The sequence below is a fragment of the Paramesorhizobium deserti genome, from assembly GCF_001558695.1.
GTDB lineage: Bacteria > Pseudomonadota > Alphaproteobacteria > Rhizobiales > Rhizobiaceae > Paramesorhizobium > Paramesorhizobium deserti.
This window is the reverse complement of sequence record NZ_LNTU01000040.1, coordinates 183,291-197,270: the sequence shown is the minus strand read 5'-3', so window position 1 is coordinate 197,270 and position 13,980 is coordinate 183,291. Positions and strand designations below refer to the sequence as shown.

At 56.9% G+C, this 13,980-nt stretch carries 13 protein-coding genes and 1 pseudogene; 5 read left to right on the top strand and 9 right to left on the bottom strand.

What is annotated here, in order from left to right:
• Positions 1 to 414: 414 nt before the first annotated feature.
• The 6 genes and pseudogenes from ATN84_RS27150 to ATN84_RS27140 all read right to left on the bottom strand — a co-directional run.
• Positions 415 to 516: pseudogene (locus ATN84_RS27150) on the bottom strand (transposase); the annotation flags it as partial.
• A 7-nt stretch (positions 517 to 523) separates the two neighbouring features.
• Positions 524 to 1,774 (bottom strand): SH3 domain-containing protein, encoded by a 1,251-nt coding sequence (locus ATN84_RS24930; protein WP_153020387.1) that lies wholly within the window; start codon positions 1,772 to 1,774, stop codon positions 524 to 526.
• 129 nt (positions 1,775 to 1,903) lie between these two features.
• The gene (locus ATN84_RS24925) at positions 1,904 to 2,110 is read right to left on the bottom strand and encodes a hypothetical protein (RefSeq protein WP_068885201.1); all 207 of its coding nucleotides are present in this window, start codon (positions 2,108 to 2,110) and stop codon (positions 1,904 to 1,906) included.
• Positions 2,111 to 2,137: 27 nt separating this feature from the next.
• Positions 2,138 to 2,392: a DUF982 domain-containing protein gene (locus tag ATN84_RS24920; protein WP_068885200.1), complete on the bottom strand. Its 255-nt coding sequence runs from the start codon at positions 2,390 to 2,392 to the stop codon at positions 2,138 to 2,140.
• 108 nt (positions 2,393 to 2,500) lie between these two features.
• Positions 2,501 to 3,115 (bottom strand): hypothetical protein, encoded by a 615-nt coding sequence (locus ATN84_RS27145; protein WP_153020386.1) that lies wholly within the window; start codon positions 3,113 to 3,115, stop codon positions 2,501 to 2,503.
• A gap of 79 nt (positions 3,116 to 3,194) precedes the next feature.
• On the bottom strand, positions 3,195 to 3,587 hold the full coding sequence (locus tag ATN84_RS27140) for a hypothetical protein (RefSeq protein WP_153020385.1): 393 nt from the start codon (positions 3,585 to 3,587) through the stop codon (positions 3,195 to 3,197).
• 991 nt (positions 3,588 to 4,578) lie between these two features.
• On the opposite strand from ATN84_RS27140, the gene ATN84_RS24915 reads away from it, so the two are divergent.
• Entirely contained in the window at positions 4,579 to 5,937 is a 1,359-nt protein-coding gene (locus ATN84_RS24915) for a nucleotide sugar dehydrogenase (protein WP_153020384.1), read from the top strand.
• 2 nt (positions 5,938 to 5,939) lie between these two features.
• On the opposite strand, the gene ATN84_RS24910 is transcribed toward ATN84_RS24915, so the two are convergent.
• Entirely contained in the window at positions 5,940 to 6,839 is a 900-nt protein-coding gene (locus ATN84_RS24910; RefSeq protein WP_068885198.1) for a LysR family transcriptional regulator, read from the bottom strand.
• A gap of 101 nt (positions 6,840 to 6,940) precedes the next feature.
• Here ATN84_RS24910 and ATN84_RS24905 point away from each other — a divergent pair, with 101 nt between their 5' ends.
• From ATN84_RS24905 to ATN84_RS24890, 4 genes are all read left to right on the top strand, one after another.
• Positions 6,941 to 7,930, top strand: a complete 990-nt coding sequence (locus ATN84_RS24905) for a zinc-dependent alcohol dehydrogenase family protein (protein ID WP_068885197.1) — start codon at positions 6,941 to 6,943, stop codon at positions 7,928 to 7,930.
• A 79-nt stretch (positions 7,931 to 8,009) separates the two neighbouring features.
• Positions 8,010 to 9,371 carry an adenylate/guanylate cyclase domain-containing protein gene (locus ATN84_RS24900; RefSeq protein ID WP_068885196.1) on the top strand — a complete coding sequence of 454 codons (1,362 nt, stop codon included), beginning with the start codon at positions 8,010 to 8,012 and terminating at the stop codon, positions 9,369 to 9,371.
• Complete coding sequence (locus ATN84_RS24895; RefSeq protein ID WP_068885195.1) at positions 9,368 to 10,330, top strand: polysaccharide lyase family 20 protein; 963 nt, start codon at positions 9,368 to 9,370, stop codon at positions 10,328 to 10,330. Before ATN84_RS24900 ends, ATN84_RS24895 begins: the two co-directional genes overlap by 4 nt.
• A gap of 795 nt (positions 10,331 to 11,125) precedes the next feature.
• Positions 11,126 to 11,887, top strand: coding sequence for a GntR family transcriptional regulator (locus tag ATN84_RS24890; RefSeq protein ID WP_068885194.1), 762 nt, complete (start codon positions 11,126 to 11,128; stop codon positions 11,885 to 11,887).
• Positions 11,888 to 12,256: 369 nt separating this feature from the next.
• Here ATN84_RS24890 and ATN84_RS24885 read toward each other — a convergent pair whose 3' ends face one another.
• Both ATN84_RS24885 and ATN84_RS27135 read right to left on the bottom strand, forming a co-directional pair.
• Positions 12,257 to 13,723 (bottom strand): MFS transporter, encoded by a 1,467-nt coding sequence (locus tag ATN84_RS24885; protein ID WP_244491211.1) that lies wholly within the window; start codon positions 13,721 to 13,723, stop codon positions 12,257 to 12,259.
• Positions 13,724 to 13,758: 35 nt separating this feature from the next.
• The gene (locus ATN84_RS27135; RefSeq protein ID WP_153020383.1) at positions 13,759 to 13,956 is read right to left on the bottom strand and encodes a hypothetical protein; all 198 of its coding nucleotides are present in this window, start codon (positions 13,954 to 13,956) and stop codon (positions 13,759 to 13,761) included.
• Positions 13,957 to 13,980 lie beyond the last annotated feature (24 nt).

Below are 13,980 nucleotides of genomic sequence, written 5' to 3'. Positions count from 1 at the left end.
AAAACTATCGGCTCGAAGTAGCCAAGCTGCTTGTCCGCCGTGGAGCAACGGTCGAGAAGTGTCAAAAGCTGATCGCAACCGACAATTCCATTATGACCGGGATCGCGGTTGCGGGTGTTGCCGCCGCTGCAGGAGCTGCCGCCCATAACTATGGCGGTGGCGGATATTATCCTTCCTACCCTCGGACATATACGGGCAATTGCCCAACACCTGATAGTCTGGATGCGGCTGGAAACCGCTGCGGAGCCCGAAGCGCGGCATCAAGGCCAGGAGGCTATGATGGATATGGATCTTGGGCACCGAGTTATGGGAGCAGTTATAACTCTTATGGTGGCTCAACCTATGTTCGGGGCTACTACCGCCGCGACGGAACGTATATCAGACCGCATTATAGGCGGAGATAGCCCGCTGAGGGAGCGCCGCACGTGCACCATGGATCAGGTTCGCTCGCAAATATCGATTGCCGCGTTTGGATATGCCGAACAGTCTCGGCTTGCCTCCGGTGGTCGCCTGCCGATCAGCCCTACTCCGGCTGGGTTTTTTGTTGGCAGCACACCTTGCTCACATAGGTGTTGCCGACGGTCATGAATGCATCCGCTGGAACGCTTCCATCTGCCTTTAGCTTTTTTACAGCCTCGGCGGCAATTTTCGGCGGATAGGTGATTGGCAGCGTTACAGCGAACCAGTGGTTTGTTGCCAGATAGGCGGCCAAGGGGAGCGTTGAACTCCGGATGTAATTTTCGGCTTCGGTGTAATTATCGAAGCTTGCTATCTGGATATACCGATTTTCAAATGGGCCGCCAACGAACTGGTCCACCTTGACCCAATTGTGGTGCAGGTAGCCGAGATGACCTTTGACGCTGACCTTGTACCAGCGGTCATCAACCTGAAGAACCTTTACCCGAATACCATTGCGAAGCTCTAGGAGCTTTGGGCTGCCTTGGCTTGTATCTGCTCGGAGAAAAACCGATCCTGAGGGATGTCTGACTTTCCCGGTTTGCGCCACAGGAATATGAAATCGCGGGTCTGCCGGTGCTATCCGGCTGTCTGGCAAAGCCTGTGTTTGAGGTTTTAAAGGTGCTGCCGGCAAAACAGGCGGTGCCATGGCGAGCGTATCGCTCATGACATTTGTCACTCGGTATGCCTGCATTTCGCTCTTTGAAAGATAGCGTATGTCGTCGCTGTCATACTGGAGCGAGAGCTGCAGCAGCGCGGGGTCAATGTCCATCTCGATCATGTAGGTGATGGTCTGCGCGGTCAGTTCCTGTACCCTTGAGACAGCATCATCCCGGTTAAGATCAGCTGCACTTGAGAACGACGCCTTATGGACACCGATTGCACCGGGCTCAGCATACCGGCGCGCTCCACCAAAAAAAGCCAAAGCACAGGCCGAAGAGCATTCGAGCTGCTTGAGCTGCAATGTTTCAAGCCTCATGGCCCGAATTGAGCGCCCCAATTCCATCGCTTTGACAGGGTTTCCGCCGTCTGAGTGGAAGACGACAAAGGTGGGGTCATGAGCCTTAACGAGCCGGGTAAATGCCTCAAGGTCTTGCCCGTAGTCGAACTCACCAGAGACAAGAATGTACCTTTGCCCATCGGGCACACTACCCGGCGTGAATGTTAGTTCAGCCTCCGCCGCTGTCACTGAACATGCTAGCCCCCAAAAACCGGCAATAAGCACATTCCCCCGTTTTGCTGTTTTGCCCCACCCCATCATTTCAAAGCCCCTCAACGCTAACGCGCAATAATAGCCCTGATTGCAATCAGAAACCAATCATCCTTAAGGCGGTCGAGTAATTTGCTGCCAGATTATTGTTCTTTTCCGTTTTTGCGTACACAGAGTGACCTGCCACTGAACTTTTCAAGCGGCGCTAATATGCATCGCCATCCGGTGTGGGATAACTCAGCGGACGCCCGCATGGATATCAAGATAATTGACCATTGCCTGCCTGATGCCTTCGGCTGATTCCGGTCCAATCAGGTACCGAGCCTGATTGCCATCGCTGTCGATCATAACCATCACCCCCACAGCTTCATTTTCGGTGGTGTATTGGAGATCGACGTCAACAGCCTTCAGCCATTTGGGTTGGTCGATATTCGGCTCGGCCATGGTGTCTCCTATCTAACGCTGGAACTTTCAATCTTTGACATAAATCTCAGCTTCATGCACCGCAGCAATGAAAGCCGCTCTCGCGACTTTCGCATCTGCCCTTCCCTCGCCCACCTCCAGGCAGGCTCGCATGGCAGCGAAACGCTTGGCGCGCCCCTTCTTCGGCCAATAGCCGACAAGCAGTCGCGCCGCTTCCTCCGCAGATAACACGTTGCGGTAAACGCCGACTCGATCGATCAGCAGCGCAACTGTAACCGGTGGACTGAAATAGCCTCGATTCATCGGCACCAAACGCAGGGATCAATGACTAAGTTCCAAACGCAAAAAGTGCCCGCAACCAATTATGGGCGCGGGCAGGAATAGTCTACAGCTTATCCGGTGTTTAGAACCTCATCGGCCATAAATACCGCCGTTGGCGGGCACCACAGAGATAATCTCACCGCTCACAGTGGGCACGATAATTCTACCAACATGACCTACGGTAGGCACGAAATTATTCAAGCAGGATTCCTGGGTTGTACTGCACTTGGCCCGAAACCACTCTCGCTTATCATCACCTTGATCAGGCGTCTCAGACGGGGTGATAGTTATTCTCACATTTGATTTAGCAAAACGTGCAGTTTGTTTACTTATATCGGAACCCCCCACTTCTCCATAAGTTTCGTCGTAATATATCCTCGCCTTTAAATATGAGTTGAAGAATATCCCGGAAAAACGGCTCCTCTTTTGAGAATAATCCCACGTTAACGTGACTTCACCCCACTCATAACATTCATCAGTGATTACGACGGGGATTGAATAAGTCTTTCGCTCGTCAACTGTAAATTTGCTTGGACCTGGATTGATAACGCACTTGTGGCTAGAGGCAACGAGCGTTACGTCATAAGGGTCCCGAGTATCATTTTGCCAATATATTTTCGCTTCATGGGTTTGAGCATGTGCTGTACTAAGGGTAACCATCAGGACAGCCAATCCAGCCCATGCGGACACGATTATTCTGCGCATCACATTGTCTCCTGAAAAGAACGTTCGATTAAATAATTCCGGGCCGCAAAATGTCTATCTTCTTTGACTTAGATAGAAACTAGGACCCAACAATTATAGTCAAGACTTTACCGTTGCCATCGCAATAAAACGTCCCGTGCATGCCTGAAACAAGCATAGACAACAGGCCGGTGTAAAGCGCAGATCCTCCAGAAGTGTCCAATGCTAGACTTGTATATTCTTGCACAATCGAAGACTTATTACTATCGGGTGTGATCAGTACTGAGACTTGATTAGCGCCATTAAAGGCGGGCAAAACCGATCGGACGTAGCCGTCAAACGCAGTTCCAAACGCCTTGTTTTGGCAAAAACTGGAATAATCTTTTTCACCCGGCTTTAGCGGATTCTTGGCTGGCTCCTGAGAAATGGCAAATCCAATCATTGAAGACAGGACAATCGCCGAAATTCCAGCAACAGATAAATACTTCTTCATAGTTACTCCTCCGTTCAGTTTAAATATACATAATCGATCTACAGAGGAAAATTTACCTCTCGCAACATTGTTGATATATTTCACTTCATCGTCAAATGTACTTTAATCTCTTAGTGGAATTGCAGTAAATACACCATCATACAGAAGACTATCCTCTAGCAAATTTAGCAAAACTTGCTCCTGACTAATGGACGCAGGCTCAAATCAGGTGTCGTTGTGTGGGTAGCAGCGATTATATACACTCGGTATAGTTCCTTTCATGCAGCCATGGTCGAAAAACGCCGGCACTCCGTTAGGCCGTGACGGACCAGCAGTGAAACTGTGAAACCCGTATTTCGTCTTGAGAACAATTTGGGAACATCGAGGGTAATTGCCTTCGTGTCCATCAATTTCAGGCCGCGCACGCCCTTGCGGGCGAACGATGACGCGCGGCCTGAGATCAGGGAGATTAGGAATGAACGCCTGCATTATTCCAGAATCGGAACGGCAGGGGTTCAATGGGAGCACTGTCTTCGTTACGCGAAAGTCAGACTACCTTTTGCAGTAGGCGGCGGCATGCCCTTATGTGAGATAGCTATTTCGGGATTGCGATGAGGTGTTCGGGATGTCGCGGTGGTTGTGATTGCGCGCTGATTGCAGCTGCCAGGATAACGGCGAGGCTCACAGGGCCGTCGTAGCGCTAACATGCTGTTCGCTGAAATTCGCTGTCATCCACGCTGCAAAATGGGGAAGGAAGGGGGAAGTCGTCGTGCTCTTTAGGGCTTTTCGAATAAAAACAACGCTTTAGCGTAATTTAATGGCGGAGAGGGAGGGATTCGAACCGACGGCGTCATCGGTAAAGGCAAAGATCCTCCAAAAACCCTAAACCGATGTTATATTTGGATTATTAGCGAGTTGTGCCGGAATTGGTTGCGGGGGACCACTTTCCGCAATAAGCATTGTCGAAGGATCAGGCCGTTTTCGCCATGGTGGCGAGTGGCCGGCCTGCATCATGGAAAGCAGATCCTTGGACGCCTCTCGATCCTCATATGACCGCCTTCTGGACCGGATTTCGACACGTACCGCGCAAGTGGGCGTAATCGGGCTTGGCTATGTTGGGCTGCCGCTCGCCATCGCCATCGCGCGGGCGGGTTTTCCAGTGTCGGGCTTCGATATCGATGGGGAGAAGGTCGACGCCCTCAATGCCGGCCGCTCCTATATAGAGGCGGTGACGTCCAGCGCGCTCGCCGAGAAGGTTGCCGACGGCCAGTTCCGCGCCACGGCCGATTTTGCCGAACTCGCTGATTGCGACGTCATCATCATCTGCGTGCCGACGCCGCTGACGCGGCATCGCGAGCCGGATCTCTCATTTGTCAGCAACACCGTCGAGGTGATCGCCGGTAATCTGCGCGGCGGCCAGCTCATCGCGCTTGAATCGACCACCTATCCCGGCACGACCGATGGCGTCATGAAGCCCATCCTGGAAAAGAACGGGCTGAAATCGGGCACGGATTTCTTCATCGGCTTTTCGCCCGAACGCGAGGACCCGGGCAATCGCAGTTTCGCGGTCGCGAGCATCCCCAAGGTGGTCGCCGGCGACGGGCCGGAAGCCTCCGTCGTGATGCAGGCCTTCTATCAGAGCGTGGTGGAAACCGTCGTACCCGTCTCGACCACGGCGACGGCCGAAGCCGTCAAGCTGACGGAAAATATCTTCCGTTCCGTCAATATCGCCCTCGTCAACGAGCTGAAGGTCGTCTTCGGCGCCATGGGCATCGATATCTGGGAGGTGATCGAAGCGGCGAAGAGCAAGCCCTTCGGCTACATGCCATTCTACCCCGGCCCCGGTCTCGGCGGGCACTGCGTTCCCATCGACCCATTCTATCTCACCTGGAAGGCCCGTGAATATGAACTGCCGACTCGCTTCATCGAGCTGGCGGCCGAAATCAATACAGCAATGCCGCGCCATGTTGTCGACGTGCTTGCCAGAGCGCTCGACTACCACGCCGGCAAGGCGCTCAGCCGTTCTCGCATCCTCATCATCGGGCTTGCCTACAAGAAGAACGTGCCGGATACACGCGAGAGCCCGTCCTTGCGGCTCATCGAGCTCATCGAGGAGCGCGGCGGCAAGGCGGAATTCCATGATCCGCATGTGGGCGAAATCCCGGCTACGCGTGAACATATGGCGCTGAAGGGACGGCGTTCGGTCGAATTGACCGAAGCCACGTTGAGAAACTTCGATGCGGTGCTGGTCGCCACCGATCACGACGACGTCGATTACAAGGCGATCGCGGACTGGGCGCCGCTGATCGTCGACACGCGCAATGTCTTCGAGCGTCTCGGGTTGGAATGCCGGACATTGGTGAAAGCCTGATTTCACGTCATCAACGCCGGTAATCCAGCCGCCAGCGCATCGACGGCAAGACGGGTCTTCAACGGAAAATGCGGCGTCCGCAGCCATAGGGCGTAATTTTCGAAGACATAGGACGGCTGGTCCGGCAACAGGGGAACAAGCGCGCCTGTCCGAACATGTTCACGGATGAGCCAGGAAGGCAGCCAGGCGAGCCCCATACCGGCTGTCGCCGCATCGGCAATGGCCTCGAGATCATCAAGCCGCAACCGGCTAACCGGCGTGACTTCCGCCGGAGGCTCACCATCGCGCGGAAACAGCCATGGGTGGACCCAGCCCGGCCGGCTATAGAGGATCGCCTGATGTTCGTCGAGATCCTCTATCCAGTCCGGCCGCCCGTGCATTTCGATGTAAGATGGTGCTGCGCAGACAACCATGTGATGGCGCGCGATGCGGCGCGCTATCATCCCGGCCCTGTCCTCCAGCCTTCCCGTCCGGATGGCGAGATCATATCCACCCTCGACGAGATCGACGATGCGGTCGCTGAACGACAGATCGAGTTCCAGCGCGGGATATTGCCGCGCGAGCGCTAACAGAATGGGCGCGACACACCGCCTGCCCAACAGTGCGGGCATGGTGATGCGCAGCTTGCCACGCGGCTGGGAAAGCTGATCGGTCACAAGCGCATCGGCAGCCTCCGCTTCCGCGAGAACGGCCCGGCAACGTTCATAATAGGCACGTCCGAAATCCGTCAGGCTCTGGCGGCGGGTGGTCCGGTTGATAAGGCGTACGCCAAGGCGATCTTCCAGAAACCGGAGATGCTTGCCGACCATTGGTCCGGACAGATCGAGCGCGTCGGCAGCGGCTGCAAAGGAACCGAGATCGACGGCCTTGATGAACACGGCCATGCTCGTAAGACGATCCATATTCGAAACCTCTGGTTTCTACTGTTCTTCCCACAACACCATTTATCGGGAAAATGCCCGTTGTCATAGCTAATTCCATTCGATCATTTTGGAGTTTGGCTATGGCACGCACGATTCGTTTTCACGAGCATGGAGGCCCCGAGGTTCTCCGTATAGAGGACATCGACCCTCGCCGCCCCGGTGAGGGCGAGGTCCGGATCCGCGCCAAGGCGCTCGGCCTCAACCGGGCCGAAGCATTGCTGCGTCAGGGCACCTATATCGAAACGCCGACCCTCCCGTCGGGTCTCGGCCTTGAAGCAGCCGGCGTCATCGAAGACGTCGGCCGGGGAGTAGATGGCTTCCGACCGGGTGACGCCGTCAGCATAATCCCGCCGATATCGATGGTGCGATGGCCCGCTTATGGCGAACTCATTACATTCCCCGCGGAATTCGTGGTCAAACACCCGCCATCCCTCAGCTGGGTATCGGCGGCAGCCGTCTGGATGCCATATCTCACCGCCTATGGCGCGCTGATCGACATTGCCGGACTCAGCAGCGGGGATTTTGTCGTCGTCACCGCGGCATCGAGCAGCGTCGGGCTCGCCGCGATCCAGATTGCCAACATGGTTGGCGCAACCTCCATCGCTGTCACGCGGACATCAGCCAAAAAGCAGGCTCTACTCGACGCCGGCGCCAGCCACGTCATCGCTTCCGCTGAGGAGGATCTGGAGATGCGGCTGAAGGAAATCACGCGGCCGCAAGGCGTACGCGTTGTATTCGACCCGATCGGCGGCCCGATATTCGAGCCCCTGACAGCTGCGATGTCACGAGGTGGCATTCTCATCGAATATGGCGGCCTGAGTTCCGAACCGACGCCCTTCCCGCTGTTTACCGTTTTGAGCAAGAGCCTGATCCTGCGTGGTTATCTCGTTCATGAAATCATCGGTGATCCCAGAAGGCTGGAAACCGCAAAGACATTCATCCTCGAGGGCCTGCAATCAGGTGCGCTGGAGCCGATCATCGCCAGGATTTTTCCTTTCGAGCGGATTGTCGAGGCGCACCAGTTTCTTGAATCGAACGAACAATTCGGCAAAATTGTCGTAACCATCTAACGCAGAAGTTATCGGGCCGGAACAGGCGCGTTGCCGGCGCTATCTTGTAATTTCAGCGGCTGAACGATAATTTTTCGGCATGAGCACGCAACAATCCGAGATCTCCACAATATTGATGGACAAGGTCGCCGACTGGCTGACCGAATCCTCGCTCGCCGGCGCCGATCTCAAGACCATCGTCATGGGCTTTTGCGAGCGGCTCGCCGCGGCCGGGCTGCCGCTCGCGCGCGTGCATCTGAGTTTTTCAATGCTGCATCCGCTCTACGATGCGCTGGGCTTCACATGGCGGCGCGGCGAGGGTTTGGAGGTTGAAGGCTTCCGGAAGAATCTCGCCGGTCATTCCGACCGTTTCCTGCGCAGCCCCTATTATCATCTCATGAGCAACGATCTCGATCATATGCGCCGGCGCATACATCCAGACGTCCCATCAGAATTTCCGGTTTTTGATGACTTGAAGCAGATCGGCATTACCGACTATCTGGCCTTCGTTCACCCCTTTGGCGGCAGTTCCTTCAGCAACAGCTCGACGCAGGGGATGATCGGATCATGGTCGACGGACAGCCCGGCCGGCTTTTCCGAAAGCATGATCGCGGCGCTGCTGCGCATGCAGAACCATCTGGCGGTCGCCAGCAAGATGGCCGTCCTGCAAAAGCTCACCGACAACATGCTGACCACCTATCTCGGCGGTGATGCCGGCAAGCGCGTGCTCGACGGCCAAATCAAACGCGGCGAGGGCGACACCGTCCGCGCGGCCCTCGTCATGGCCGACATGCGGAACTCGACCAGGCTTGCCGAGACGGCCGGCCGCGACCTCTATATCGAAACGCTGAACCAGTATTTCGATGCGATCGCGGCACCCTTCAACCGGGCGGGTGGCCAGATCCTCAGCTTTCTCGGCGACGGTTTCCTGGCGGTCTATCCCTGCGAACGGCATCGCGCACCCTCGGAGGTTGCCTGTCAGGCCGCACTCGCCGCCACCCACAAGGCGACGTCGCGAATGGCCGAACTCAACGCTCGCAGAAGCCAGGAAGGACTGCCCGAAATCGGCTATGGTATCGGATTGCACGTTGGCAATGTGATGTTCGGCAATGTCGGGCTTACCGATCGCCTGACCTTTTCGGTCTTCGGCTCCGCGGTTAATGAAGTCCAGCGGCTTCAGGCCTTGACCAAGAACTCGCCCTACCGCGTCATCGCCAGCAAGGATTTCGCCAATTATTGCGGCAATGGCAGCTGGGTGACGATCGGCGAGGAGAAGCTCGCCGGGGTCAAGCAGAAATTCACGGTCCTCTTTCCGGATCTGTCCGAAGCCACGCTCGGCGAGGATGACGGGAGCCTTGAGGAGACATACGATAGAATATCCGACGCCGAACAGGTCATATTACTGCATCGCGACGCCAAGAAATTACCCCCACGCGACCCTGCCTTTAAGGATTTTCAATGAAAATCAAGCTATTTCTCGCCGCTAGTCTGACTGCTTTACTTTGCGCGGGAAATCCGGCGGGGGCCGATATGTTTTTGAAAGACGGTTTTGACGGGTACGACTTCGCGCCTGAGGGCGGGCTTTACTATAAGGAAAATTTCGAGCAGAGCGCCGGCACCGTCGAATTCCAGCGCGACGTGGCCGTCAGCGGCGGGGCGCTCAAGCTGACGGTGCGCCCGCATTGCCCGCCTGCCGGAAAATCCTGCAGCGAACGCGCCGAGATATGGGAAAAGCCGGATTTGCGCGTGCCTTACGACCAGGGTGTCTGGTACGGCTTCACCGTCAAATTCGGCGAGCCGATCCCGCAGGACGACCATCGCTATCTCATCGCGCAATGGAAACGCGAGATAGATCCGGGCGCCGAGGGCGATTTCAGCCCTTTCCTGGCGCTTCGGCTGAGGCAGGGAAAGCTCTTCGCGACCGTCGAGACCAATTATATCGCGCCCCAGGCCACGCCCGCCGCGGCAACGTCGGAGAACTCCGCTGCGACATGCGCCACCGGCCAAACGCCTGTATGGCTGCGGCCGAAGACCAATCAGATGCGCGCGCTGGTCGCCACCGACGCGACCTGGACGCCCGAGGACGGCGCCCTGTTTTCGAGTTGCACGGCTGCGATCTCCGTTACCAACCATGGCAATCCGCTGCCTTCCCCGGATTCCGGCTGGGTCGATTTCGCGATATTCACCAAACCCGGGCCGGACGGATCCGGCCATATAGAGATCTTCGCGAATAGGAAACCCATCGTGACCGTCAAAGGGCACATCGGCCATGCCGACAAGGGACTGGGCAAGAACCAGTATTTCAAATTCGGTCCCTACCGCGCCGCCAACAAGGGCGAATGGACCCTCTATTACGACAATTTCCGGCGTTCGCCCTATTGCGAAGATGTCCTGCACAACGGCCTCTGCCCGGCATTGTGACCTCGGAGCGATATTCTCGCGGCTCGCATCGCCAGCGTGAAGACGAATCTGACACGTCGCTCGATCGCGCAGGCGACAGCTCTTCCGTCCTGTGGCTACACCAACGGAACGGCTCCCAACGCCCGCAAAGGCAAGGTGGATGATTTCCGGCAGTCGCTTATGCGTGGCGACATCGCATTTTCAATCAGGCTTTAAATCCCCGCAAGAGCATCCTCTTATCCTCAAGTTTCTTAAGGGAATTTGCGCGAAAGCGTAGGCCACCTGCAAAGCATCTTCTCAACAGTTGAACTCCTGTGAATGGAGAGATGTTCAACTAGGCCGTGCCTTGCTATCGGTGTAGAGTAGCCATCAGGCGGAAAATAAAGCGCTAACCATTAACGATAAAGCATGAATTTTCCCATATCCCGCTTCAATGCGCAGCCCTCTCTGGCAGCACTGCTCTACTTTTTCATAATAATATCATTATGAACTAAAATGATAATCTAATCATAACCTTCCGGCCATCTCTCGTAATTTCAACTTGCCTGCAGACAATCATCGACAGGTCGGCCGAGTCCTATATCCGTTATCTGTCAAAGGCCAAAGTAGTAGCAAACAGATAACGTTCTTCAAGCAATGCACTGGCATCATATCGCAAGATCAGACACTGTCCGTCTGATAGTTTCTATAAACCTATATTTACTCATAATTATTCCAGAAAAATCGGCACTTTTTGTGCTGACTCGCGGAGGAAGGGATGACACGTTAGTGCCGTCCCGCGCAGGTTGAAGCAGGTGGAGTACAAAGGAGCCATTCATGAGAGAAGCATCGGAAATCTATGCGTTGAGTAACGAGCTTCCAACCAGCCGTTTCTCAAATCGTCCACTCTACCTGCAGGTGCGCGACGCAATCGCCCAGAAGGTGGCCAATGGCGAGTGGAAGCCACGCACGGCCATTCCCAACGAGACCGAACTGGCTCGCGAGTTCGGCGTCAGTCCGGGCACCATGCGCAAGGCGTTGGACCTAGCGGAAACGGAGCGGCTCGTCACCCGCCGGCAGGGCCGCGGCACTTTCGTGAACGATCAGACCTCGGAGGAATACGCGACACGCTACAGCAAACTCAGAAGTCGCGACGGCAGGCGGATGGACGGGGACGTGGAGGTGCTGAGCGTTCATGAGACGACCGTCGGCGAGAGCGAAGGCATGCGTCTGCGCCTGCGCGCACGCGACCGGGTGCATCAGATCCGGCGGGTATGGTCGAACAATGGCAAGCCCTACATGGTGGAGGATGTGGTGCTGTCCGCAAGGCTGTTCCCTGGACTGAAAAGTCATGACGAGGCATCGCAGCACCTCACGGTGCTGGCGCAGCAATTCGGCGTGCTGCTCGGCCGCGGCGACGAGCTCATCACCATCAGCGACGCGGAACCCGATGTAGCCTCCGCACTGCAGGTTAGCTCCGGAACGGCCCTCATGCGGCTCGACCGTGTGGTCTACACCCTGCAAGGCGTGCCCGCCGAATGGCGCCTCGGGCACTGCCTCACGGAAGAAGGCAGATATTATATGGCGCAGTTCAGCTAGCCCGCGGCTCCTGGATCCGCGTCCGGTACTTATATTCCTTATAGGGGTGGACAGGATGCTCATCCAATAATTTGCACAGGACCGCATTTGTCGCGGTCCTGTGTTTGTTCAAAACATCGCGACTGCAGCCATGGCGCCCATTTTGGATACACGAGGTAGAACCGGCGTTAGAGTTTGTCAGAACTGGCTTGAAACGGCGTCCCTCTGGCCGTCATTCTCGGGCTTATCCCGAGAATCTACCGCAGCCTAATCTGTCAGGACGGTAATCGCTTGTCTTGTTCTTATGGCAGATTCTCGGGACAAGCCCGAGAATGGCGGCAGGATTATGCGCTTTCCCTTATCTGCGTTTCAGTTGAGTTCTGACAGACTCTAGTTATGTCTGTCACCAGCTGCGCGCATTTCCGCAGCCGGACGTACCATCGCTGCCGCTGTGAGGGCGCCGGCAATCGATAAGATCGCCGCCGTGACCAGCCCAATCTCGTAGCCGAATGCGAAGGACGCGACGCCGGCGGCCAGCGCCACCCCGACAAGCTGCGCGATCCGGCTCGCCGCGTTGTTGACCCCGGATGCGAGCCCTTCGTCGGCTTGATCCACGCTCGACATGACGGACGCGGTGAGCGGTGCCACGAGCACGGCAAAGGACAGGCCAAGCAGCGTCATGGGTCCGATCACGCCGAGCATCAAGGAGGCGTCCTGGCCGAACGCCATCCAGAGATAGGCGAGCGCCGCGCCTGCCGGCCCCGCAATGAGCATGGCTCGCGCACCGATCTTGTCCGCCAACCCGCCGAAAACCCTCGACAGCAGTCCGACGCCGAGCGTGAAGGGCAGGAATGTCAGCCCTGCATCCGTCGACGATAGGGCGCGGCGGTCGATGAGGTCGAAAGGTATCAGGAAGAACATGATCGAAAGCCCGGCATAGACCATCAGCGTCGCGAGATTCAGACCAAAGAAGATACGGTTCTCCACCAGGCGGGGTGGTGTCATCGGGTGCTCGCTTCTGCGCTCCCAGAACGCGTAAACGGCGAGCCCGACGATGCCGAGCCCGGCGGCGATCGCAAGCACCGTGCCCGACTGCGCTGGCGCGCCTGCGGTGGTGCCAGCTTCGCTGGGGCCGATCTGGCTGAGCGCCCAGGCAAACGCCCCGAGCGCCGCCGCGAGAATGGCGGCGCCGATTACGTCAAACTGGCGTTGCTCACGGCGATCCTCCGGCGCGAAGGCCTGCAAGATCACCACTGCGGCGAGTGCGAGCGGCGGATTGATCCAGAATATGGACGGCCAGCCGAAGGTCTCGGTCAGCCACCCGCCCAGGACGGGACCGCCTGCTGTGGTCAGGGCCGATGCCGCCGCCCACACGCCGATCGCCCGGTTTCGCTCGGTGCGCGGATAGGTGGCGCCGATCAGGGCGAGACTGGCAGGAGTGACGATCGCTGCGGCTGTTCCCTGCATGACGCGGGCGGCGATCAGCCAGTCGGGCGAAGGCGCCAGCGCGCAAGCCACCGACGCCAGGCCGAACAGGACGCAGCCGAACCTGAGCATGCGAGCCTTGCCATAGACGTCCGCGAGCGCACCGCCGATGAGTGTCAGAGAGGCAAGCGCCAACACATATCCGTTGAGAACCCACTGAACCGAGGTTAGGTCCGCTCCGAAATCGGCGCGCAATCTCGGCAATGCCACGGTCAGCGCCGATCCGTCGATGAATGCCATTGAGGACGCGAGCACGCAGGCGGCAAGCACCATACGGCGGCGCCGAGGCGAGGCCTCTCGCCCGAGTTCTCGCGGGCAGGCTTCTGCTTCGATAACGCCGCGGCTGCACGGCTCCACAAAGGGTTGCGCCACTGTTGCTCCTGACACTGGTTTGGTATCGGTCGAGGTCACGCCATCATCATTTGCCTGTCGCGCATTCCATAGTAGCGCAGTGGCGTAATGAGCGTAAGTGTCGTCGGAAATTGCAGCGTTTCGACGATGCTTAATTCCCGGTGGCTCTTTAAAGCCAGCGTTCCCGATGACGTTGATGAAGCAAAAGCCACGGTCGGAACTGGATTGGCGTCTAAGTGAATTCCGCCCTCCATTGCTCCTGTGCCTCTGCCCGTAAT

Bases quoted from the DNA above. Each gene is read 5' to 3' on its own strand.
- ATN84_RS24900 (WP_068885196.1), top strand. From the start codon at position 8,010: ATGAGCACGCAACAATCCGAGATCTCCACAATATTGATGGACAAGGTC.
- ATN84_RS24925 (WP_068885201.1), bottom strand. From the start codon at position 2,110: ATGGCCGAGCCGAATATCGACCAACCCAAATGGCTGAAGGCTGTTGAC.
- ATN84_RS27135 (WP_153020383.1), bottom strand. From the start codon at position 13,956: ATGGAGGGCGGAATTCACTTAGACGCCAATCCAGTTCCGACCGTGGCT.
- ATN84_RS24895 (WP_068885195.1), top strand. From the start codon at position 9,368: ATGAAAATCAAGCTATTTCTCGCCGCTAGTCTGACTGCTTTACTTTGC.
- ATN84_RS27145 (WP_153020386.1), bottom strand. From the start codon at position 3,115: ATGCGCAGAATAATCGTGTCCGCATGGGCTGGATTGGCTGTCCTGATG.
- ATN84_RS27140 (WP_153020385.1), bottom strand. From the start codon at position 3,587: ATGAAGAAGTATTTATCTGTTGCTGGAATTTCGGCGATTGTCCTGTCT.
- ATN84_RS24910 (WP_068885198.1), bottom strand. From the start codon at position 6,839: ATGGATCGTCTTACGAGCATGGCCGTGTTCATCAAGGCCGTCGATCTC.
- ATN84_RS24920 (WP_068885200.1), bottom strand. From the start codon at position 2,392: ATGAATCGAGGCTATTTCAGTCCACCGGTTACAGTTGCGCTGCTGATC.
- ATN84_RS24905 (WP_068885197.1), top strand. From the start codon at position 6,941: ATGGCACGCACGATTCGTTTTCACGAGCATGGAGGCCCCGAGGTTCTC.
- ATN84_RS24890 (WP_068885194.1), top strand. From the start codon at position 11,126: ATGAGAGAAGCATCGGAAATCTATGCGTTGAGTAACGAGCTTCCAACC.
- ATN84_RS24915 (WP_153020384.1), top strand. From the start codon at position 4,579: ATGGAAAGCAGATCCTTGGACGCCTCTCGATCCTCATATGACCGCCTT.